The organism is Streptomyces hypolithicus, assembly GCF_052934925.1.
The window spans coordinates 400500-421637 of the sequence record NZ_CM128811.1 but is presented as its reverse complement, the minus strand read 5'-3'; the positions used below and the strand labels follow the sequence as shown (position 1 = coordinate 421637).

16 protein-coding genes and 1 pseudogene are annotated in these 21138 nt (G+C 70.0%); 6 read left to right on the top strand and 11 right to left on the bottom strand.

Annotated elements, in window-relative coordinates:
* Nucleotides 1–43 precede the first annotated feature (43 nt).
* Nucleotides 44–1507 carry a DNA-3-methyladenine glycosylase 2 family protein gene (locus ACU6WZ_RS02105; protein ID WP_447031397.1) on the top strand — a complete coding sequence of 488 codons (1464 nt, stop codon included), beginning with the start codon at nucleotides 44–46 and terminating at the stop codon, nucleotides 1505–1507.
* 11 nt (nucleotides 1508–1518) lie between these two features.
* Nucleotides 1519–2028 carry a methylated-DNA--[protein]-cysteine S-methyltransferase gene (locus ACU6WZ_RS02100; protein WP_447031396.1) on the top strand — a complete coding sequence of 170 codons (510 nt, stop codon included), beginning with the start codon at nucleotides 1519–1521 and terminating at the stop codon, nucleotides 2026–2028.
* Nucleotides 2029–2043: 15 nt separating this feature from the next.
* On the opposite strand, the gene ACU6WZ_RS02095 is transcribed toward ACU6WZ_RS02100, so the two are convergent.
* Nucleotides 2044–2763: an SIR2 family NAD-dependent protein deacylase gene (locus ACU6WZ_RS02095; protein WP_447031395.1), complete on the bottom strand. Its 720-nt coding sequence runs from the start codon at nucleotides 2761–2763 to the stop codon at nucleotides 2044–2046.
* Between the two features lie 65 nt (nucleotides 2764–2828).
* Complete coding sequence (locus tag ACU6WZ_RS02090; protein ID WP_447031394.1) at nucleotides 2829–4016, bottom strand: hypothetical protein; 1188 nt, start codon at nucleotides 4014–4016, stop codon at nucleotides 2829–2831.
* Nucleotides 4017–4235: 219 nt separating this feature from the next.
* On the opposite strand from ACU6WZ_RS02090, the gene ACU6WZ_RS02085 reads away from it, so the two are divergent.
* Nucleotides 4236–5372 (top strand): glycerate kinase, encoded by a 1137-nt coding sequence (locus ACU6WZ_RS02085; RefSeq protein ID WP_447031392.1) that lies wholly within the window; start codon nucleotides 4236–4238, stop codon nucleotides 5370–5372.
* A 143-nt stretch (nucleotides 5373–5515) separates the two neighbouring features.
* Here ACU6WZ_RS02085 and pssA read toward each other — a convergent pair whose 3' ends face one another.
* The 9 genes and pseudogenes from pssA to ACU6WZ_RS02040 form a co-directional block, all read right to left on the bottom strand.
* Nucleotides 5516–6301: a CDP-diacylglycerol--serine O-phosphatidyltransferase gene (pssA, locus tag ACU6WZ_RS02080; RefSeq protein WP_447033808.1), complete on the bottom strand. Its 786-nt coding sequence runs from the start codon at nucleotides 6299–6301 to the stop codon at nucleotides 5516–5518.
* 52 nt (nucleotides 6302–6353) lie between these two features.
* Nucleotides 6354–7009, bottom strand: a pseudogene (locus tag ACU6WZ_RS02075) (phosphatidylserine decarboxylase).
* A gap of 171 nt (nucleotides 7010–7180) precedes the next feature.
* Entirely contained in the window at nucleotides 7181–8386 is a 1206-nt protein-coding gene (locus ACU6WZ_RS02070) for an acyl-CoA dehydrogenase family protein (RefSeq protein ID WP_447031391.1), read from the bottom strand.
* A gap of 28 nt (nucleotides 8387–8414) precedes the next feature.
* Nucleotides 8415–8918, bottom strand: a complete 504-nt coding sequence (locus tag ACU6WZ_RS02065) for a MaoC family dehydratase (protein WP_447031390.1) — start codon at nucleotides 8916–8918, stop codon at nucleotides 8415–8417.
* A gap of 4 nt (nucleotides 8919–8922) precedes the next feature.
* Complete coding sequence (locus tag ACU6WZ_RS02060; protein ID WP_447031389.1) at nucleotides 8923–9897, bottom strand: HpcH/HpaI aldolase/citrate lyase family protein; 975 nt, start codon at nucleotides 9895–9897, stop codon at nucleotides 8923–8925.
* Nucleotides 9894–11906 (bottom strand): ethylmalonyl-CoA mutase, encoded by a 2013-nt coding sequence (locus ACU6WZ_RS02055; protein ID WP_447031388.1) that lies wholly within the window; start codon nucleotides 11904–11906, stop codon nucleotides 9894–9896. Before ACU6WZ_RS02055 ends, ACU6WZ_RS02060 begins: the two co-directional genes overlap by 4 nt.
* A complete protein-coding gene (gene ccrA / locus ACU6WZ_RS02050; protein WP_447031387.1) occupies nucleotides 11906–13267 on the bottom strand; it encodes a crotonyl-CoA carboxylase/reductase in 1362 nt (453 codons plus the stop codon). The genes ACU6WZ_RS02055 and ccrA overlap by 1 nt, the downstream gene beginning before the upstream one ends.
* A 372-nt stretch (nucleotides 13268–13639) precedes the next feature.
* On the bottom strand, nucleotides 13640–14467 hold the full coding sequence (locus tag ACU6WZ_RS02045) for a TetR family transcriptional regulator (protein ID WP_447031386.1): 828 nt from the start codon (nucleotides 14465–14467) through the stop codon (nucleotides 13640–13642).
* A 97-nt stretch (nucleotides 14468–14564) separates the two neighbouring features.
* Entirely contained in the window at nucleotides 14565–16346 is a 1782-nt protein-coding gene (locus ACU6WZ_RS02040; protein WP_447031385.1) for a 3-hydroxyacyl-CoA dehydrogenase family protein, read from the bottom strand.
* 332 nt (nucleotides 16347–16678) lie between these two features.
* On the opposite strand from ACU6WZ_RS02040, the gene ACU6WZ_RS02035 reads away from it, so the two are divergent.
* The 3 genes from ACU6WZ_RS02035 (at nucleotide 16679) to ACU6WZ_RS02025 (ending at nucleotide 21132) form a co-directional block, all read left to right on the top strand.
* Complete coding sequence (locus ACU6WZ_RS02035; RefSeq protein ID WP_447031384.1) at nucleotides 16679–17248, top strand: adenylosuccinate lyase; 570 nt, start codon at nucleotides 16679–16681, stop codon at nucleotides 17246–17248.
* A gap of 822 nt (nucleotides 17249–18070) precedes the next feature.
* The gene (locus ACU6WZ_RS02030) at nucleotides 18071–18514 is read left to right on the top strand and encodes an SRPBCC family protein (protein WP_447031383.1); all 444 of its coding nucleotides are present in this window, start codon (nucleotides 18071–18073) and stop codon (nucleotides 18512–18514) included.
* A gap of 221 nt (nucleotides 18515–18735) precedes the next feature.
* Nucleotides 18736–21132, top strand: coding sequence for an MFS transporter (locus tag ACU6WZ_RS02025; protein WP_447031382.1), 2397 nt, complete (start codon nucleotides 18736–18738; stop codon nucleotides 21130–21132).
* The last annotated feature ends 6 nt before the right edge of the window (nucleotides 21133–21138 follow it).

Sequence of the window (21138 nt, the reverse complement as noted above, 5' to 3'; positions counted from 1 at the left end):
ATTTTCGCCAGCGACGGGTGCCTCGGTGGCTGATGCTTGAACCATGCACACCGACACCGAGCGTTGCGTACGCGCCGTGCAGTCCAAGGACTCGCGCTTCGACGGCTGGTTCTTCACCGCGGTCCTGACCACGCGGATCTACTGCCGGCCGAGCTGCCCCGTCGTGCCGCCGAAAGTGCAGAACATGAGCTTCTACCCGAGCGCCGCCGCCTGTCAGCAGGCCGGATTCCGGGCCTGCAAACGCTGCCGGCCGGACACCAGCCCCGGCTCCCCGGAGTGGAACACCCGCGCCGACGTCGTCGCCCGCGCGATGCGGCTGATCGGTGACGGCGTTGTGGACCGTGACGGCGTGCCGGGGCTCGCTGGCCGGCTCGGATACAGCACCCGGCAGATCGAGCGGCAGCTGCTGGCCGAGCTGGGAGCCGGCCCGCTGGCCCTGGCGCGGGCGCAGCGCGCGCAGACCGCCCGGCTACTGATCGAGACGACTCCGCTGCCGATGGCGGACGTGGCCTTCGCCGCCGGATTCTCCTCGGTGCGTACGTTCAACGACACGGTGCGCGAGGTCTTCGCCCTCTCACCCAGCGAGCTGCGCAGCCGCGGCAGCAAGCGGCCGCAGACGCCCGGCGTGATCTCGCTGCGACTGCCGTTCCGCGCCCCGCTCAACCCGACGAATCTCTTCGGGCATCTCGCCGCGACCGCTGTGCCCGGCGTCGAGGAATGGCGGGACGGCGCCTACCGGCGGACCCTCGACCTGCCGTACGGGCACGGGATCGCGGCGCTGACCCCGCAGCCGGACCACATCGGGTGTCTGCTGTCGCTCACAGACCTGCGCGATCTCACCCTCGCCATCAGCCGCTGCCGCTGGCTGCTCGACCTCGACGCCGACCCGGTCGCCGTCGACGATCAGCTGCGGACCGATCCGCTGCTCGCCCCGCTCGTCGACAAGGCCCCGGGCCGCCGGGTGCCGCGTACGGTCGACGCGGCCGAATTCGCCGTACGAGCCGTGCTCGGCCAGCAGGTCTCCACGGCTGCGGCCCGCACCCATGCCGCCCGGCTCGTCACCGCCCACGGAACGCCCGTCGACGACCCGGCGGGCTCGCTCACGCACCTTTTCCCCGACGCCCACGCACTGGCCGCCCTCGACCCCGGGTCGCTGGCGCTGCCGCGCAGCCGCCGCACCACGCTGACGACGCTCGTCTCCTCGCTGGCCAGTGGCGAGCTGAAGCTCGGCGTCGACAGCGACTGGGAGCGGACGCGCCGACATCTGGCGGCTCTGCCCGGCTTCGGGCCGTGGACGGTCGAGGTGATCGCGATGCGGGCGCTCGGTGACCCCGACGCCTTTCTGCCGACGGATCTCGGCATCCGGCGCGCCGCCCAGGAGCTGGGTCTGCCCTCCACACCGGCCGCTTTCACCGCGCGGGCCGCCGCCTGGCGGCCGTGGCGGGCGTACGCCGTGCAGTATCTGTGGGCCACCGACGCCCACCCCATCAACAACCTGCCGGTCTGAGGAGCACGCACATGAAACAGCACAGGGTTGTGAGCAGCCCGTACGGTCCCCTGACACTGGTGGGCACGGACGGCAGGCTGTCCGGGCTCTACATGACCGATCAGCGCCACCGGCCGCCGCAGGAGTTCTTCGGGGCGCCGGAAGACGGGATCTTCGCAGAGGCCGTCCAGCAGCTCGACGCCTACTTCGCCGGTGAGCTGCGGGAGTTCGCCCTGGACCTGAGCCTGGAGGGCACCCCGTTCCAGCGCAGCGTCTGGGCGCAGCTCCAGCAGATCCCGTACGGGGAGACCTGGTCGTACGGCGAGCTGGCCGAGCGCCTGGGCAACCCCGCCGCCTCGCGCGCCGTCGGCCTCGCCAACGGCAAGAACCCGGTCGGCATCATCGTCCCCTGCCACCGCGTGATCGGCGCCGGGGGCAGCCTCACCGGCTACGGCGGCGGCCTGGAGCGCAAGCGGCAGCTGCTGGCTTTCGAGAGGAGCGGCGCGGGCGCGGCAGCGGGGGACGGGGCCACGCTGTTCTGAGGGCGGGCCGGCCGGTCACGGCCTCAGCCGCTCCAGCAGCTTCGGCAGCGCCGTGCCGATCGGCTCGCGGATCACCTCGGCCGCGCGGTCGTCGTACCGGGTCGGCTCGGCGTTGACGATGATCAGGCGGGCGCCGTGCTTCGCCGCCAGGCCCGCCAGCGATGCGGCGGGCTGCACCTTGAGGCTCGTACCGACCGCGACGAAGGTGTCGCAGGCCGTCGCGATCGCGCGTGCCTCGCCCATCAGGACCGGATCGAGGCGCTCCCCGAACATGACGGTCGCCGACTTCAGCACGGACCCACAGGCCAGGCACGGCGGGTCCTCCTCGCCCGCCGACACCCGCGCCAGCGCGTCCTCCATGGGGCCGCGCGCGGTGCAGCCGGTGCACATCACCACACGGGCCGTGCCGTGCAGTTCGAGCACTTCGGCCTCCGGCAGGCCCGCCCGCTGGTGCAGGCCGTCGACGTTCTGCGTGATGACGCGCACCTCGGCACCCGACCGCGCCAGCTCGGCCACGGCCCGGTGCGCGGCGTTCGGGACGGCGCGCAGCGTAGGGCCTTCACGGCGCATCCGCCAGGCGCGGCGGCGGATCTCCGGGTCGGACATGTAGAAGCAGTACGTGACGAGCTTTTCGGCCTCGGGGTCGCGCCGCCACAGCCCGTTCGGCCCCCGGTAGTCGGGGATGCCGGAATCCGTGGAGATCCCGGCACCGCTGAGGATCGCGACGACAGCCATACGTCGAGGGTACGCAGCCCGCCCCGGAACGCGGCGGCCCGCGTCCCCAGCGTCCCCCGTCCCCGTCAGTCGCCGGCCGCCTCGAACGGGTTGGGCGGCCGGCCCGTCCACCGGTGCAGCGCCGCGCGGGCCGTCTGCTTGGTCACGCCGTCCTCCACGACCGTGCCCGGCTCTGTGAGGTAGTGCCGGCCGTCGCCGAGCGCGAGCAGCCCGTACTGCCCGCCGGACTCCCAGCCGTACGTGCCGGACGGTTCATGACGCAGACCGGCGCGCAGCAGGGGCGGCAGCAGGCCGTAATCGGGTTCCGGCTGACCGGCCAGACGGCCACGGGGCGGGCGCCTGGAGCCGTCTGCGACGAAGAGGGAGTAGTTGGGGAACTGCGTCTTCGCGCCCTTGTAGACGGCCATCAGCCAATGGCCGGTGTGCGCGTCGTACGCCAGATTCTGCACGCCATAGCGGGTGTTGCCGGTACGGACGAAGTATTTGCCGTCGACGCGGGAGGGCCCGCTGGTGTGCTGGGCGCTACCGGGCAGCGGGCGTTCGTAGCGGCGCCACCTGTCCACGTCGTACTGGAGCAGCACCTGGTGATCGTTGTCCCGTCGGGTGACGTTCGAATAGATGCCGTAGGCGACCGTCAGCAGCTGCTTGCCGTTCGGGGCGCGGCCCCCGCGTCCGAGATCGGGGCCGAACGTCACGCCGTCGACGCCGCTGCAGCCGTACCGGTGGTCGGGCGTGTTCGCGGTGTCCCCGTCGAACGTGCCGTCGCCGTTCATGTCGGCCGTGTAGTCGTCCACGACCTCCTGGAGGTGCACGGTCCTCACGAGGTCGCTGCCGCGGGCGTCCAGACCGATGCGGTCGATCCGGTCCACATCGAGGATCGCGACGTAGAACGCCTTCGCCGACTTGTACTCCAGCGAGCCGTAGACCCGCCCGTCCTTCGCGTTGAAGTCCAGATCACCGAGGTGCCCGGTGAACCCGCCGACCGAGCCGACCGGGTTGCCGCGCAGATCGGTCTTGACGAGCAGGCTGGTGAAGGAGAAGTACATGTACCCCTTGTGGCGGTCGACCGCCACGCCCTGCACATGCCCGGCCTGCCAGGCACCGCCCTTGATCTCGGTGGGCAGCGACTCCCGCTCCCTCCCCGTCCCCGCGACCGGACCGGACGGTTGTGACGCACCGGCCGTGCTCGGGCTCTGGGCGGCCAGGGCCCCGGCCGCGACGGCAGCCAGGATTCCGCCTACGAGTGTGCGCATGGGCTCTCCGGATCTCTTCGGGGGAACGTCCTCTGGGGGGACTTGCTGCGGGGGGACTTCCTTCGGGGGAACGGAGGGAAGGCACTGGGTCTACCCCTTCCGATGGCCTTATATGGGAGTTGGCGGTGTTTTCACTGGTATGCGACATAGGCACGGACGCCCTACTGCGGATAAGGTCAGGGCGGCGCGACTGCCTGTTCGAAAGCAAGGGATAGCAAGGTGACGGACGGAGCAGTAACTGAGACCGCCCGCGTGCTCGTCGCGGCGGACAAGTTCAAGGGTTCGCTCACGGCCGTGCAGGTCGCTGAGCGGGTGACGGCCGGGCTGCGCCGGGTCGTCCCCGACGTGAGCGTCGAGGCACTGCCCGTCGCCGACGGCGGCGACGGCACGGTGGCCGCGGCGGTCGCGGCCGGTTTCGAGCGCCGGGAGGTACGGGTCACGGGCCCGCGCGGCGAGCAGCTCACGGCGGCGTACGCGCTGCGGGACGGCACCGCGGTGGTCGAGATGGCGGAGGCCTCGGGCCTCCAGCACCTCCCGGACGGCGTCTTCGCGCCGCTCACCGCGACGACGTACGGCTCCGGCGAGCTGCTGGCCGCCGCGCTCGACGCGGGGGCGCGGACGATCGTCTTCGGCGTCGGCGGGAGCGCGACGACGGACGGCGGGGCCGGCATGCTGTCCGCGCTCGGCGCGCGGTTCCTGAACGCGGCGGGCGAGCCGGTCGGTCCCGGCGGCGGAGGTCTGCGCGATCTCGCGACCGCGGACCTGAGCGGCCTGGACAAGCGGCTGACCGAGGTGGACCTGGTCCTCGCCAGCGACGTGGACAACCCGCTCACCGGCCCCAAGGGCGCGGCGGCGGTGTACGGGCCGCAGAAGGGCGCCGGCGAGGACGACGTGGCCACCCTGGACGCCGCCCTCGCGCACTACGCGTCCGTGCTCGGCGGCGAAGACCTCGCCCAGTCGCCCGGGGCGGGCGCTGCGGGTGGTATCGGGTTCGGCGCGCTGATCGCACTCGGGGCGAGTTTCCGGCCCGGCATCGAGGTCATGCTCGACGTCCTCGGATTCGCGTCGGCGCTGGAGCGGGCCACCCTCGTCATCACCGGTGAGGGCTCCCTCGACGCGCAGACCCTGCACGGCAAGGCGCCGGCCGGGGTGGCAGCCGCGGCCCGCGCCCAGAACGTCGAGGTCATCGCCGTCTGCGGCCGCCTGGCGCTCCCCCCGGAGGTCCTGGGCCGGGCAGGCATCCGCCGCGCGTACGCCCTGGCCGACCTGGAGCCGGACCCGGCGCGCTCGATGGCCGAGGCGGGCCCGCTGCTGGAACGCGTGGCGGAGAACATCGCCCGCGACTTCCTGACGTAGGCACGTAGGCGCGGCCTCGGCTGCAAGGCTGAGTGGCTGAGTGCGGCCGAATCCAGCCGAGGCACGGGCACGAGGCACGGCATGTACGAGAGGCCCGGACCAACTGGTCCGGGCCTCTCGTACATGCAAAGCTTCCGCGCGAGCTACGGCAGCGGCTGCGCCGCCCTCGCCTCGCGCCGGTTGTCGCGGAAGGTGTTGACCCGCCGGGCCGTGGCGAAGAGCGGGATGACCGCGCCCAGTACCACCTGCAGCGCGCAGCCCGTCGCGAGCAGCACCTGACCGCCGGGCGCGTCGAACGCCCATGCCGCCAGCAGCCCCATCGCGCCGACGATCCAGGCGAGCATCGCCACCGCGAGAACACCGTGCGGCTTGGGGTACTCGACCCGGCTGACCATCAGCCACGCGACGCCGATGATGGCGAGCAGCGTGGGGATGAAGGGCAGCTCCAGCAGCACGATCGAGACGACGGTGAGCGCGCCGAAGGGGCTCGGCATGCCCTGGAACATGCCGTCCTTCAGCGTCACGCACGAGAACCGCGCAAGTCGCAGCACCACCGCCAGCAGCACCACGATCGCCGCCAGCGCAGACACCCGCTGATGGGCATCGTCCGCGACCATGCCGTACACGAGTACGAAATAGGCCGGGGCGAGCCCGAAGCTGATGAGGTCGGAGAGGTTGTCCAGCTCCGCGCCCATCGGCGAGCTGCGCAGCTTGCGCGCCACGAGCCCGTCGCAGAGGTCGAAGATCGCCGCCAGGAGCATAAGGATCACGGCGGTCGCGGCGCTGTGCCGCGCCATGCCGGTCTCCGCGCTGCCCTGGAGGTGCGGGATGAGGATCCCGGTGGTGGTGAAGTACACCGCCATGAATCCGCACGTCGCGTTGCCCAGGGTGAGGGTGTCCGCTATCGACAGCCGCATGGAGAGCGGCATGTCCTCGGCGTCGTCCTCTTCCTCGGCCTCGGGAACCCAGCCGGCTTCCGGATCAGTCACGGTCAATTCGAGTCACCCCCGCGGTGGTGGCCTGGCCGACCTCGACCGCGACCTCGACGCCCTCGGGCAGGTAGATGTCGACGCGCGAGCCGAAGCGGATCAGACCGATGCGCTCGCCCTGCTCGACCTTGGTGCCCTGCGGGACGTAGGGGACGATACGGCGGGCGACCGCGCCGGCGATCTGGATCATCTCGATGTCACCGAGCTCGGTGTCGAAGTGCCAGACAACGCGCTCGTTGTTCTCGCTCTCCTTGTTGAACGCCGGCACGAAGCCGCCGGGAATGTGCTCGACCGACGTCACGGTGCCCGCGAGGGGCGCCCGGTTGACGTGGACGTTCAGCGGGCTCATGAAGATCGCGACGCGGGTACGCCCGTCCTTCCACGGCATGATGCTCTGCACCACTCCGTCGGCCGGGGAGATGACCCGGCCCTGAGTGATCTCGCGCTCGGGGTCGCGGAAGAACACAGCATGCCCGCCGCGAGCGCGGTGGCGGGCACAGCGGCCGCTGCCCAGCGCCCGGACTTGCGAGCCCGGGTGAGGGACAGTGCCGCGGTGGCGACGGTCGGCAGAAGCCACGGCGATGCTCCGCGAGCAAGGCGTCCGTTGAGGAGACCGTCGCGAGGTGCAGAGGTTTGGCTGTGGGGCATGGATGACCTTCGTAGCGGATGATGCCGCGCAAGCAACGGGGGGACGGCGGCTTTCAGACCAATGTTAGCGGTTGAGTGCCGCAACTGGGTAAGCCAGAAGCCGAGTCGGCGGCCTGAAGACGATGACAGGGTGTGATCTTCTTCGCGGCTATTTGCCCGCAAAAGGTGCAATCAGCCCTGGAATCGGTACTCTTCGAGGAGTCGCCGGCCAATGATCATCTTCTGGATCTCGGCGGTACCTTCACCGATGAGCAGCATCGGTGCCTCGCGGTAGAGGCGCTCGATCTCGTACTCCTTCGAGAACCCGTAACCGCCATGGATGCGGAAGGCGTCCTCGACGACTTCCTTGCAGTATTCGGAGGCGAGGTACTTCGCCATCCCTGCCTCTAGGTCGTTTCGTTCTCCGGAGTCCTTTTTGCGTGCTGCGTTCACCATCATCGCATGGGCGGCCTCGACCTTGGTGGCCATCTCGGCCAGCTTGAACTGGATCGCCTGGTGCTGGGCGATCGGCTTACCGAAAGTGTGACGCTGCTGGGCATACGAGACACCCAGCTCGAATGCACGCTGCGCCACGCCGCAACCACGGGCCGCCACATTGACGCGGCCGACCTCGACGCCGTCCATCATTTGGTAAAATCCTCGGCCGGTTGTCCCGCCGAGTACGCGATTGGCCGGAATGCGCAGTCCGTCCATGATCAACTCGGTGGTGTCGACGCCCTTGTAGCCCATCTTGTCGATCTTCCCCGGGATGGTCAGGCCCGTGCGCACCTCACCGAAGCCCGGCTCCTTCTCCACCAGGAAGGTCGTCATCTGCTTGTGCGGGGCGGTCCCCTCGGGAAGGCCCTCGTCGCTGCGGCACAGGACCGCGACGAGCGTGGACGAGCCGCCGTTCGTCAGCCACATCTTCTGGCCGGTCAGGACGTACTCGTCACCGTCCTTGACGCCCTTGGACGTGATGGCGGACACGTCCGAGCCCAGCGCCGGCTCCGACATCGAGAACGCGCCGCGCACCTCGCCCAGCGCCATGCGGGGCAGGAAGGTGTCCTTCTGCTCCTGCGTGCCGTGCTGCTTGAGCATGTACGCGACGATGAAGTGGGTGTTGATGATGCCGGACACGCTCATCCAGCCACGGGCGATCTCCTCCACGCACAGCGCGTATGTGAGAAGGGACTCACCCAGCCCGCCGTACTCCTCGGGGATCATCAGGCCGAACAGGCCGAGTTCTTTGAGCCCTTCGACGATCTCCGTCGGGTACTCGTCGCGGTGCTCCAGCTCCGTCGCGACCGGGAGGATCTCCTTGTCGACGAAGTTCCTGACGGTGGCGAGGATTTCCTGCTGGATGTCGGTCAGACCGGCGGTCTGGGCGAGACGGGCCATGGCTGCTTCTCCTGGGAACTTGGCTCGGTCAGACAGACGGGGTGGGGCGGCCCGGCTGTTCGCCGCCGCGCTCCTTGACGTACGTCTCGGTGGGGACCATCACCTTGCGCCGGAACACGCACACGACGGTGCCGTCCTGCTTGTAGCCCTTCGTCTCGACGTAGACGATTCCGCGGTCGCTCTTGGACTTCGACGGCGTCTTGTCGAGCACGGTCGTCTCGCCGTACAGCGTGTCGCCGTGGAACGTCGGCGCGATGTGCTTGAGCGACTCGACTTCCAGGTTGGCGATGGCCTTCCCGGAGACGTCGGGCACCGACATGCCGAGCAGCAGCGAGTAGATGTAGTTGCCGACGACGACGTTCTTGCCGAAGTCCGTCGTCTTCTCGGCGTAGTTGCTGTCCATGTGCAGCGGGTGGTGGTTCATCGTGAGCAGACAGAAGAGGTGGTCGTCGTACTCCGTGACCGTCTTCCCGGGCCAGTGCTTGTAGACGGCGCCGATCTCGAACTCTTCGTAAGTGCGGCCGAACTGCATGTCCTCAGGCCTCCGGGATCTCGAACTTGGTGGTGCGCTGCATGCCGGCGGCGCGGCCCTTGCCGGAGATGACCAGCGCCATCTTGCGGCTCGCCTCGTCGATCATCTCGTCGCCGAGCATCGCCGAGCCCTTCTTGCCGCCGGCCTCCGACGTGCAGTAGTCGTACGCGTCCAGGATCAGCTCGGCGTGGTCGTAGTCCTCCTGGGAGGGCGAGAAGACCTCGTTGGCCGCGTCGACCTGACCGGGATGCAGCACCCACTTGCCGTCGAAGCCGAGCGCCGCCGCGCGGCCCGCGACCTCGCGGTAGGCGTCCACGTCGCGGATCTGGAGGAACGGGCCGTCGATGGCCTGGAGGTCGTGCATACGGGCAGCCATCAGGATGCGCATCAGGATGTAGTGGTACGCGTCCGCGCCGTACCCGGGCGGCTGCATGCCGACAACCAGCGTCTTCATGTTGATGGAGGCCATGAAGTCGGCCGGGCCGAAGATGATGGTCTCCAGGCGCGGCGAGGCGGCGGCGATCTCGTCGACGTTCACCAGACCCTTGGCGTTCTCGATCTGCGCCTCGATGCCGATCTTCCCGACCTCGAAGCCCATCGTCTTCTCGATCTGGGTCAGGAGCAGGTCGAGCGCCACGACCTGCTGGGCGTCCTGGACCTTCGGCAGCATGATGCAGTCGAGGTTCGGGCCCGCGCCCTCGACGACCGTGACGACATCGCGGTACGTCCAGTGCGTCGTCCAGTCGTTGACCCGCACGACCCGGGTCTTGCCCGTCCAGTCACCGTTGTTCAGGGCGTCGACGATGGTGTGCCGGGCGCCCTCCTTGGCGAGCGGCGCGCACGCGTCCTCCAGGTCCAGGAAGACCTGGTCGGCCGGCAGGCCCTGGGCCTTCTCCAGAAAGCGCGGGTTCGAGCCGGGCACGGCCAGGCAGGAGCGGCGGGGACGCAGACGGTTGACGGCGGGCGTGGGCGTGGTCATGCGGGGACCTCCAGAGGGTCGAGCTTGTTCGCTTTGCGGATCTCGTCGACGATACGGCCGATGATCTCCGTGATGCCGAAGTCCTTGGGTGTGAATACGGCGGCCACTCCCGCCGCAAGCAGCTCCGCGGCGTCCGCCGGCGGGATGATCCCGCCCGCGATCACCGGGATGTCGGGGGCGCCTGCCTGCCTGAGCCGGACCAGCACGTCCGGCACCAGCTCCGCGTGCGAACCCGACAGGATGGACAAGCCGACACAGTGCACGTCCTCGGCGAGGGCGGCACTGACGATCTGCTCGGGCGTCAGCCTGATGCCCTGGTAGACTACTTCGAAGCCCGCGTCGCGGGCGCGTACGGCGATCTGCTCGGCGCCGTTGGAGTGCCCGTCCAGGCCCGGCTTGCCGACCAGCAGACGCAGCCTCCCGGAGCCCAGATCCTCGGCGGTACGGGCCACCTTGTCCCGTACGAGCGCCAGCGGGGTCCCCACCTCGGCGGTGACCGCCACCGGGGCGCTGCTCACGCCGGTCGGCGCGCGGAACTCGCCGAAGACGTCCCGCAGCGCCCACGACCACTCGCCGGTGGTGACACCCGCGCGGGCGCACTCGACGGTGGCCTCCATCAGGTTGGCGGTGCCCGCCGCGGCCTTCTTCAGGGTAGCCAGGGCCTCGCTCGCGCGGGCTTCGTCGCGGTTGTCGCGCCACTCGTGCAACTTCGCTACGACACGCGCCTCGTTGGCCGGGTCGACCGTCATGATCGCGCCGTCGAGGTCCGAGGTGAGCGGGCTCGGCTCGGTCGGCACGTAGCAGTTGACGCCGACGATCTTCTCGTCGCCGGACTCGATACGCGCACGCCGCTGCGCATGCGAGGAGACCAGCTGCGACTTGAGATAGCCGGACTCGACGGCGGCCATCGCGCCGCCCATCGCCTCGATCCGGTCCATCTCCGCGAAGGACTCGGCGACCAGCGACTCCACCTTGGCCTCGATGACGTGGGACCCGGCGAAGATGTCCTCGTACTCCAGCAGATCGCTCTCCAGGGCGAGGACCTGCTGGATGCGCAGCGACCACTGCTGGTCCCAGGGGCGGGGCAGGCCCAGCGCCTCGTTCCAGGCCGGGAGCTGGACGGCGCGGGCGCGGGCGTCCTTGGAGAGGGTGACGGCCAGCATCTCCAGCACGATCCGCTGGACGTTGTTCTCCGGCTGCGCCTCGGTCAGACCCAGCGAGTTGACCTGCACGCCGTAGCGGAAGCGGCGCTGCTTGTCGCTCTCGATGCCGTACCGCTCGCGGGTGACCTTGTCCCAGATGCGGCCGAAGGCGCGCATCTTGCACATCTCCTCGACGAAGCGGACGCCCGCGTTGACGAAGAACGAGATGCGGGCGACGACGTCCCCGAACTTCTCCGCAGGCACCTGACCGCTGTCCCGTACGGCGTCGAGGACGGCGACGGCCGTGCTCATCGCGTACGCGATCTCCTGGACCGGTGTCGCGCCGGCCTCCTGGAGGTGGTAGCTGCAGATGTTGATCGGGTTCCACTTGGGGATGTGGTTCACCGTGTAGGTGATCATGTCCGTCGTCAGCCGCAGGCTCGGCACCGGTGGGAAGACGTGCGTCCCGCGCGACAGGTACTCCTTGACGATGTCGTTCTGCGTCGTCCCCTGCAGCTTGGTGATGTCGGCGCCCTGCTCCTCCGCGACCACCTGGTACATCGCCAGCAGCCACATGGCCGTGGCGTTGATGGTCATCGAGGTGTTCATCTGCTCCAGCGGGATGTCCTGGAACAGCCGCCGCATGTCACCGAGATGGGACACCGGGACCCCGACCCGGCCGACCTCGCCGCGGGCGAGGATGTGGTCGGGGTCGTAACCGGTCTGCGTGGGCAGGTCGAAGGCGACCGAGAGCCCGGTCTGACCCTTGGCGAGGTTGTTCCGGTACAGCTCGTTGGACGCCTCGGCGGTCGAGTGACCGGCGTACGTCCGCATGAGCCAGGGCCGGTCCTTGCGGCGGTCTGTCATCAGACGTCCCTGAAGCGGTTGATCGCGTCGAGGTGCTGCTCGCGCAGCTCGTGGTTGCGCACGCCCAGGCCCTCGCGGGGCGCGAGCGCCAGCACGCCGACCTTGCCCTGGTGCCGGTTGCGGTGGACGTCGTACGCGGCCTGGCCGGTGTCGTCCAGCGAGTACACCTTCGACAGCGTCGGGTGGATCTTGCCCTTGGCGACGAGGCGGTTGGCCTCCCATGCCTCGCGGTAGTTGGCGAAGTGCGAGCCGACGATCTTCTTCAGCGACATCCACAGGTAGCGGTTGTCGTACTCGTGGTTGTAGCCCGACGTGGAGGCGCAGGTGACGATCGTGCCGCCCTTGCGGGTCACGTACACACTCGCGCCGAACGTCTCGCGGCCCGGGTGCTCGAAGACGATGTCGACGTCCTCGCCGCCGGTCAGCTCCCGGATGCGCTTGCCGAAGCGCTTCCACTCGCGGGGGTCCTGGTGGTGCTCGTCCTTCCAGAACTTGTAGTCCTCGGCGTTGCGGTCGATGATCGCCTCCGCGCCCATCTTCCGGCAGATCTCCGCCTTCTGGTCGCTGGAGACGACACAGATGGGGTTGGCGCCGCCGGCCAGCGCGAACTGGGTGGCGTACGAACCGAGTCCGCCGCTCGCGCCCCAGATCAGGACGTTGTCGCCCTGCTTCATACCGGCGCCGTTGCGCGAGACGAGCTGGCGGTACGCCGTCGAGTTGACCAGGCCGGGCGCCGCTGCCTCCTCCCAGCTGAGGTGGTCGGGCTTGGGCATCAGCTGGTTGGACTTGACGAGCGCGAGCTCTGCCAGGCCGCCGAAGTTGGTCTCGAAGCCCCAGATGCGCTGCTCGGGGTCGAGCATCGTGTCGTTGTGGCCGTCGGAGGACTCCAGCTCGACGGACAGACAGTGCGCGACGACCTCGTCGCCGGGCTTCCAGGCGTTGACGCCGGGGCCGGTGCGCAGCACGACGCCCGCGAGGTCGGAGCCGATGACGTGGTACGGGAGGTCGTGGCGCTTGCTGAGCTCGCTGAGCCTGCCGTACCGCTCCAGGAAGCCGAAGGTCGACACCGGCTCGAAGATCGAGGTCCAGACGGAGTTGTAGTTGACCGAGCTGGCCATCACGGCCACCAGGGCCTCACCCGGGCCGAGTTCCGGCACCGGCACGTCCTCCACGTGGAGGGACTTGCGGGGGTCCTTGTCGCGGCTGGCGACGCCGGCGAACATCTCCGCTTCGTCCTTGTGCACGGTCACCGCGCGGTACGACTCAGGGATGGACAGGGCCGCGAAGTCTGCGGCCGTACCCGCGGCGGAGCCGCTGTTCGATTCAGTCTGCGACTGGATCGCGTCCAGGATTTCCTTCACGTGATGCCTCCGGCGAAGCGAGGTGTTGAGGGGAGGGACGGGAGGTAGTGCCGTCGGTCCGGCGGATGGGGCTGCGCCGCGTGCGGGTGGCGCGGAAGGGGGTTGCCTGGTGACGCAGGCGTCCGGGGTCGCAGAAGAGCTGACTGCGGGGACAGTCGACATATCGATGATCGCGGTATGTCGGCCACCCGGACAACATCAACGTATGACACCGCGTGTCACGTGACAAGGCACTGAGTGTCAACAATTTCTCTCAGTTGTCATCTGACCGTCACATATGAGCGATGATCGATCGGAGTCGCCCTGGCGGGGACAGGAAAAACGCCACCTCCCCCCGTAATTCCGGGCGAAGGTGGCGCTGTGGTGCGCGGGTCAGTTCTGCTTCAGTGCCCGCTCGATCGTCCGCATGACCTCGTCCAGCGGTGCGTCCGTCCGGGCGACGGTCACCATCACGTCGCCGCTGGTGCTGACCGATGCCGTCGGCGTGGCGGCCTTCTCGCGGTCCGCCGTGCGGCCCGCGCCTATCCCCGTACCGAAGGTGTCCCGGACGATGGAGAACGCGTGGTCGAGCTGCGTCTCCACGTCCCCTTGGCCGCCCGCCCGCAGCCAGCGGCGCAGCACGTGGTTGTGAGCGGTCACCACGGCCGAGGCGGCGACCTCCGCGAGCAGCGGGTCGTCGTTGCCCGCCTGGTGGTCGTGCTCGTCGAAGTGGCCCAGCAGATAGCGCGTGAACAGCCGCTCGTAACGCGCCACCGAGGCGATCTCGGCCTCGCGCAACGTCGGCACCTCGCGGGTGAGCTTGTACCGGGCCACGGAGACCGCGGGGGACGCCGCGTACATCCGCATGACTTCCTTGATGCCCCGGCAGACCGTGTCGAGCGGATGCTCGTGCGGCGAGGCCGCGTTGAGCACCGCTTCGGCGCGTACCAGGGTGTCGTCGTGGTCCGGGAAGATCGCCTCTTCCTTGGAGCGGAAGTGCCGGAAGAAGGTCCGGCGGGCCACCCCGCCCGCGGCGGCGATCTCGTCGACGGTCGTCGCCTCGTACCCCTTCGTCGCGAACAGCTCCATCGCCGCCGCCGAGAGCTCGCGGCGCATCTTGAGCCGCTGGGCTGCCGCGCGGGAGCCGGCGGGGCTCTCGGGCGCGTCGGACGCGGAGCTCGTGCGGGACGGCCGTCTGGAGGAGTCAGCGGGCTGGGACATGCCCCGAACGTACTGCATTCGCGCAGGAGAGCGCGCCTGTGGGTGCGGGCTGCCGTCCGGCTCCAGCAGCCCGCCCCAGCCGGTCACACCCTCCTGCTCAGCGCGCGGCATACTCCCGGAAGCCGCGGCCGGTCTTGCGGCCCAGGCAGCCCGCGGCCACCAGGTGTTCGAGCAGCGGGGCCGGCGCAAGGCCCGGGTCGCGGAACTCGCGGTGCAGCACCTGCTCGATGGCCAGCGACACATCGAGGCCGACGACGTCGAGCAGCTCGAAGGGGCCCATCGGATAGCCGCCGCCGAGCTTCATGGCGGCGTCGATGTCGTCCAGCGTCGCGTAGTGCTGCTCGACCATCTTGATCGCGTTGTTCAGGTACGGGAAGAGCAGCGCGTTCACGATGAACCCGGCCCGGTCACCGCAGTCCACCGGGTGCTTGCGGATCTTCACGCACACCTCGCGGACGGTCGCGTGCGCCGCCTCGGAAGTCAGGACCGTACGGACCACCTCGACGAGCTTCATCGCGGGCGCCGGGTTGAAGAAGTGCATCCCGATGACATCCTGCGGGCGCGCGGTCGCCCGGGCGATGGCGACCACCGGCAGCGAGGAGGTCGTGGTGGCGAGCACCGCACCCGGCTTGCAGACCTTGTCGAGCGTCGCGAAGAGCTGCTGCTTGATCTCCAGGTCCTCCGCGACGGCCTCCACCGCCAGATCGACCTCGGCGAACGCGTCGAGCGACCCGGCCGCCCTGACCCGGCCCAGCGTCTCGTCGCGGGCCTCGGACGTCATCCGGCCCTTGTCGACAGAGCGGGTAAGCGACTTGGCGATACGGGCCTTGGCCTGCTCGGCCTTCTCCTGGCTCCGGGCCGCGAGCACCACGTCGTAACCGGCCTTCGCGAACACCTCCGCGATGCCCGACGCCATCGTCCCCGACCCGGCGACGCCCACCGAACGCACCGGCAGACCCGCTGCGGCCTGCGCCGACTCCAGCGGCGTGAGTGCGTCGGGCACCACGGTGTGACTGCCCGGCGTCTCGTACGTGTAGAAGCCGCGGCCCGACTTGTGGCCGCTCAGCCCGGCCTCGCTGAGCTGCTTGAGGATGGGGGCGGGCGCGTGCAGCCGGTCGTGGGACGCGGAGTACATCGCGTCCAGGACGGTGCGGGCCGTGTCGATGCCGATCAGGTCCAGCAGCGCCAGCGGGCCCATCGGCAGGCCGCAGCCGAGGCGCATCGCGGCGTCGATGTCCTCACGGGAGGCGTACTTCGCCTCGTACATCGCGGCGGCCTGGTTGAGATAGCCGAACAGCAGGCCATCCGCGACGAATCCGGGCCGGTCGCCCACCTTGACGGGCTCCTTGCCCAGGTCCCGGGCGAGCGCGGTGACGGCCTCGACGGCCTGGGGCGCGGTCAGCACCGACGAGACGACCTCGACGAGCTTCATCGCGGGAGCCGGGTTGAAGAAGTGCAGGCCGAGAACCCGCTCGGGGTGCGCGGAGTCGGCGGCCAGCCGGGTCACGGACAGCGCGTTCGTGCCGGTGGCCAGGATGGTGGTGGGGCGCACGATGGTGTCCAGGGCGCGGAAGACCTGCTGCTTGGCCTCGTACGACTCGGGCACGACCTCGATCACCAGATCGGCGTCGGCGGCCGCCCGGAGGTCGGAGAAGGTGCGGAAGCGGGCAAGGATGTCGCGCCGCTCCTGGGCGGTGATCCGCTCGCGCTCCACCGCGCGGGCGGTGGAGGCTTCGAGCGAACCGACGGCCAGGCGGGCCGCGGCCTCGCTGATGTCGATGCCGACGACCTCGCGGCCGGCGCGTGCCAGGACCTCGGCGATGCCGGTGCCCATGGTGCCGAGACCGATCACGGCGACGGTGCTGAGAGGGATGTCCATCACGGGACTCCAGACAGTGAGTGACGACTGAGGGGCACACGCACAGCGTCGCCGGTACGCGAAGCGGAAGCCGGCGTACGGAGCGGGGGAGTTGCGTGCGGAAGGCGCAGGTCGTGCTGCGAAACCGACGGGCTCTGTCCCTGGAGCTGCGTCGTAAGGGCGGTACTGAACCGACGTGCACTCTCGGCGGCTGCGTCACCAGGCCGCCAAAAGCTGAATCCCAGCGGGGGGTGTCCCGCTCACCTGAGGTTAACCGGCGAGTAACGAGCGCGCCAGACCTGAGAAGATGTGATCTGCGCCGCGCGGGCCGGGGCCGCTTATACGCTGACCTGATGGACGAGGAGCTGAGGTCGCTCAGCGACCGGGTGCGGGGCGAGGCGGCCGATGCGAGCGATGCGTACGTGCGGCTGCTCGCCACCGAGGACCCGGAAGAGCTCGCCACGGTTCTGACGGAGAGCGGACGCCCCCTGTGGGCGCGCGAGATCGCCGCCTTCCGGCTCGGCTGCGCCGGCGACCGACGGGCCTTCGAGGCGCTGGTCCTGCTCCTCAACCACCGCGACCCCGAGCGCTGCGTCACCGCCGCGTACGCGCTGGCGCGCCTGCGGGACCCGCGCACCGCCCGGGCGGCGGCCGCGCTGGCCACGAACTCGCTGCGCACGGCGTACGCACTGCACCCGGTGCGGCTGCTCACCGAGCTGCGGGCGCCCGAGACCGTACCGGCGCTGATCACCACGCTGCGCGGACTGCTGGCCCCGCGCAACCCGCACTGGCGGGTGGCGCTCGCCTGCGTCGAAGGCCTGGGGCAGCTGCGTGACGTGCGGGCGCGGCCGGTGCTGGAAGCGGCGCTGCCTCACCCGAGGCTGGGCGCCGCCGCGTCCGCCGCGCTCAGCCGCCTCGCGTAACGGATCTCCGGCATGTCAACGCCGTCCGCCCGGTCGGCCCTGACAGCGCCGTCCGGGGCGAAACCGGCCTGGCGACGACTTTGCAGTCGTCGAGGGTCATGTCCCGTATCTGTACGCCGCCCCCGTTCATGGGCACACACCCTAACCAGCGGCGACCGGAGCGTGGCCGTGCTCGCCGGTTGCCGAATTCCGTGCCAGGACGTGCACATGGTGGATGCTCCCACGCTGTTACGGCCTGGTGCGCGGTAGGGGACGGGCCCGCGGCGTCGGCTACGGCACCTCGCCGCGTTGGCGAAACGCCCTGATAGCTCCGCTATGAGGACGCTCCGCCGCCTTGCGATGCACCGCATCCGACGCCGCGGGCTGATCCGCCCCCTATCGCGCACCAGGCCGTTACCACTCGGGTGCGCACGCCCGGCCCTTGCGGGCGAAACTGTAGATCCTTCGATACTGCGTTCTGTGACCCTATTCCGCGCAGGTGCTGCGTATCGTCGGATCAGTAAGGACGAAGAGCTGGACGAGGACGGATCCTGCCCGGCCAGGGGGGCGACCGCCCCTTCGATCCCCGCACGTTGAGGATTGAGTGGAAGCAGGGCTGACCGCGCGGGTGGCCGAGCCCTGGCCGGTGCCACGGGGCCCTTCTGCGTCCCGTGGACAAGTGTCTACGCGAGTCGACGCCTTGACCCCTCGCCGCACGGTAAAGCGATGGCTCTATCAGTGGAACGCAAGTTCCCCCTTTGTCGCGACCCCGATTTTGGCGGCCGTGCCGGAGGTGGTTGGCTGGCCGCACTTCCCGAAAACCCGAGTGCTGGAGGAACACGCATGGCGCAGGTCGAGGCCACGACGGAGCGGATTATCGCGGCGGATGCGGAGACCGTGTTCGACACGCTGGCCGACTACAGCGGCGCGCGCGAAAAGCTGCTGCCCGAGCACTTCTCGGAGTACGAGGTGCGCGAGGGCGGTGACGGCGAGGGCACCCTCGTCCACTGGAAGCTCCAGGCCACCAGCAAGCGCATCCGCGACTGCCTCCTCGAAGTGACCGAGCCGACCGACGGGCAGCTCGTCGAGAAGGACCGCAACTCCACCATGGTCACCACCTGGACCGTCACCCCGGCGGGCGAGGGCAGGTCCAAGGTCGTCGTCACCACGGTGTGGAACGGCGCGGGCGGCATCGGCGGCTTCTTCGAGAAGACCTTCGCGCCCAAGGGGCTCGGACGGATCTACGACGCCCAACTCGCCAACCTCGCCGCCCACGTGGAGAGGTAGAGGGGAACTGGGGGATCCGGAGTCAGAGATCCCGAGCCAGGGGGTCCCGAGCCGCCCGTCACCGGTTCGAGTGGTTTTCTCCGTACGCCGGTAGTGCGCCGCAGGGGCTCCCACCGGGGGTGAAGCCGCCCGCGTACGCCTCCTCGCCCTTGCGCCCCGCTTGCTCCAGTTGTCGCGTAATGCGAGAAATGGGCGGCGCAGTCGGTCGAGGGGAGCAGTACGTGGGCGGGATCACTCTGGTGAAGCAGGAAACGGCCGGGGCCGTGGCACCGCCGTCGCCACCCCTGGATCAACTCCCCACCGCAGAGGGGGCCGAGGCGCCGCCCCCGCTCAGTCCCCGGCGCGTGCGGCTGGTCTTCGTCGGGCTGATGCTCGCGCTGCTCCTCGCCGCGCTGGAGCAGATGATCGTGGCCACCGCCCTCCCGAAGATCGTCGGTGAACTCCAGGGCCTGGACCGGATGTCGTGGGCGATCACCGCCTATCTGCTCACCGCCACCATCGGCCTGCCGGTTTACGGAAAGCTCGGCGATCTCTTCGGCCGCAAGGGCATCTTCCAGTTCGCCATCGTCGTCTTCGTCGTCGGCTCGGCGCTGGCCGGCTGGTCGCGCACGATGGACCAGCTCATCGCCTTCCGCGCCGTCCAGGGCATCGGCGCGGGCGGGCTCATGATCGGCGTGCAGGCGATCATCGCCGACATCGTGCCGCCCAGGGACCGCGGCCGTTTCATGGGCCTCATCGGCGCCGCCTTCGGCCTGGCCTCCGTCGCCGGGCCGCTGCTCGGCGGCTTCTTCACCGACCACGCCTCATGGCGCTGGTGCTTCTACATCAACGTCCCCTTCGGCCTGGTCACCATGGCCGTCATCGCCGTCGTGCTGAAGGTCCCGAAGCCGGACGTGCGGCCGCGCCTCGACGTACTGGGCGCGCTGCTGCTCGCCGCCGCGTCCACCTGCCTGGTACTGCTCACCAGTTGGGGCGGAACGGAGTACGCCTGGGACTCGCGCGTCATCCTGGGTCTCGCCGCTGGGGCCGCCGGATCGAGTGTGCTGTTCGTCGTCGTCGAGCACTTCGCGCCCGAACCCATCATGCCGCTGCGGCTGTTCCGCGACTCCGTCTTCAACGTCACCGGGCTCGTCGGCGCTGTCGTCGGCGTGGCGCTCTTCGGCGCCGCCAGCTACCTGCCGACGTATCTCCAGATGGTCGACGGGGCCACCGCCACCGAATCCGGGCTGCTGATGCTTCCGATGATGGGCGGCGTCGTCATCGCCTCCATCGTCTCGGGCCAGCTCATCAGCCGTACCGGCCGCTACCGCGTCTACCCGGTGCTCGGCAGCGCGCTCTCCGTGGCGGGCATGTGGCTGCTGTCCCGGCTGGAGGCCGACACCGAGCGGCTGCACTACAGCATCTGGATGGCCGTCCTCGGCGTCGGCATCGGACTGGTCCTGCCGGTGCTGATCCTCGCCGTGCAGAACTCGGTGCCGCCCGCCGACCTCGGCACCGCCACCAGCGCCAACAACTACTTCCGGCAGATCGGCGGCAGTGTCGGAGCCGCCATCTTCGGCACCCTCTTCGCGAACCGGCTCGGTGACGCGCTCGCCGCGCGCCTGCCCGCCGGCTCCGGCCTGCCCGATCCGGCGGCCATCACCCCGCAGCTCGTGCACGCCCTGCCGCCCACGCTGCGCGACGCCTACATCGAGGCGTACGCCGTGGCCATGCCGCGCATCTTCCTCTATCTCGTGCCGGTGCTCGTCCTCGGCCTGCTCATCGCCTGCTTCCTCAAGGAGAAACCGCTGGTGTCCCACCTCGCCCCGACCACCGAGCCCTCCACCATTCCCGCCGCCCGCACCGCGCCCTCCCACGCCTTCGGCGTCGCGATCTGCGGCACCGTCCAGCACCACGACGGCAGCGTCGTGCCCCGCGCGGCCCTCACCCTCATCGACGTCTCCGGGCAGCAGGTCGGGCGCGGGGCGAGCGGCGACGACGGGCGGTACGCGCTCAGCGTGGCCGGCTCCGGGTCGTACGTGATGATCGCGGCGGCCGGCGGGCATCAGCCGCAGGCCGTCACGGTCACCGTCGGGGAACGGCCCGTCGAGCTCGACGTGGTGCTCGGCGGCGCAGGCCGGCTCGCCGGGACCGTGGTGACTGCGGACGGATCACCGGTGCGGGACGCCGCCGTGACACTGACCGACGTACGCGGCGAGGTCGTCGCCTCGACCCGCAGCGGGCGCGAAGGCGGCTACGTCATCTCGGAGTTGGTGGCGGGGGAGTACACCCTGGCGGGCAGCGCCCCGGCCTTCCGGCCCGCCGCTCTGCCGGTGAGCGTGCAGGCCGCGCGGGAGACCAGGCAGGACATCGAGCTGGCGGGGGGCGCGGTCCTGCGCGGTACCGTACGGGCGACCGGCGGGCGGGCTGTCGAGGACGCGCGGGTCACGCTGCTCGACGCCGCCGGGAACGTCGTGGACACGCTCACCACAGGCCCCGACGGCACCTTCCGCTTCGTCGATCTGTCGTCCGGCGAGTACACGGTGATCGCCGCCGGGTACCCGCCGGTCGCCACCGTGCTCCAGGTCGCGGGCGGCGGACGCACCGAACGCGACCTGCAACTCGGCCACGCGGACTGACCTACA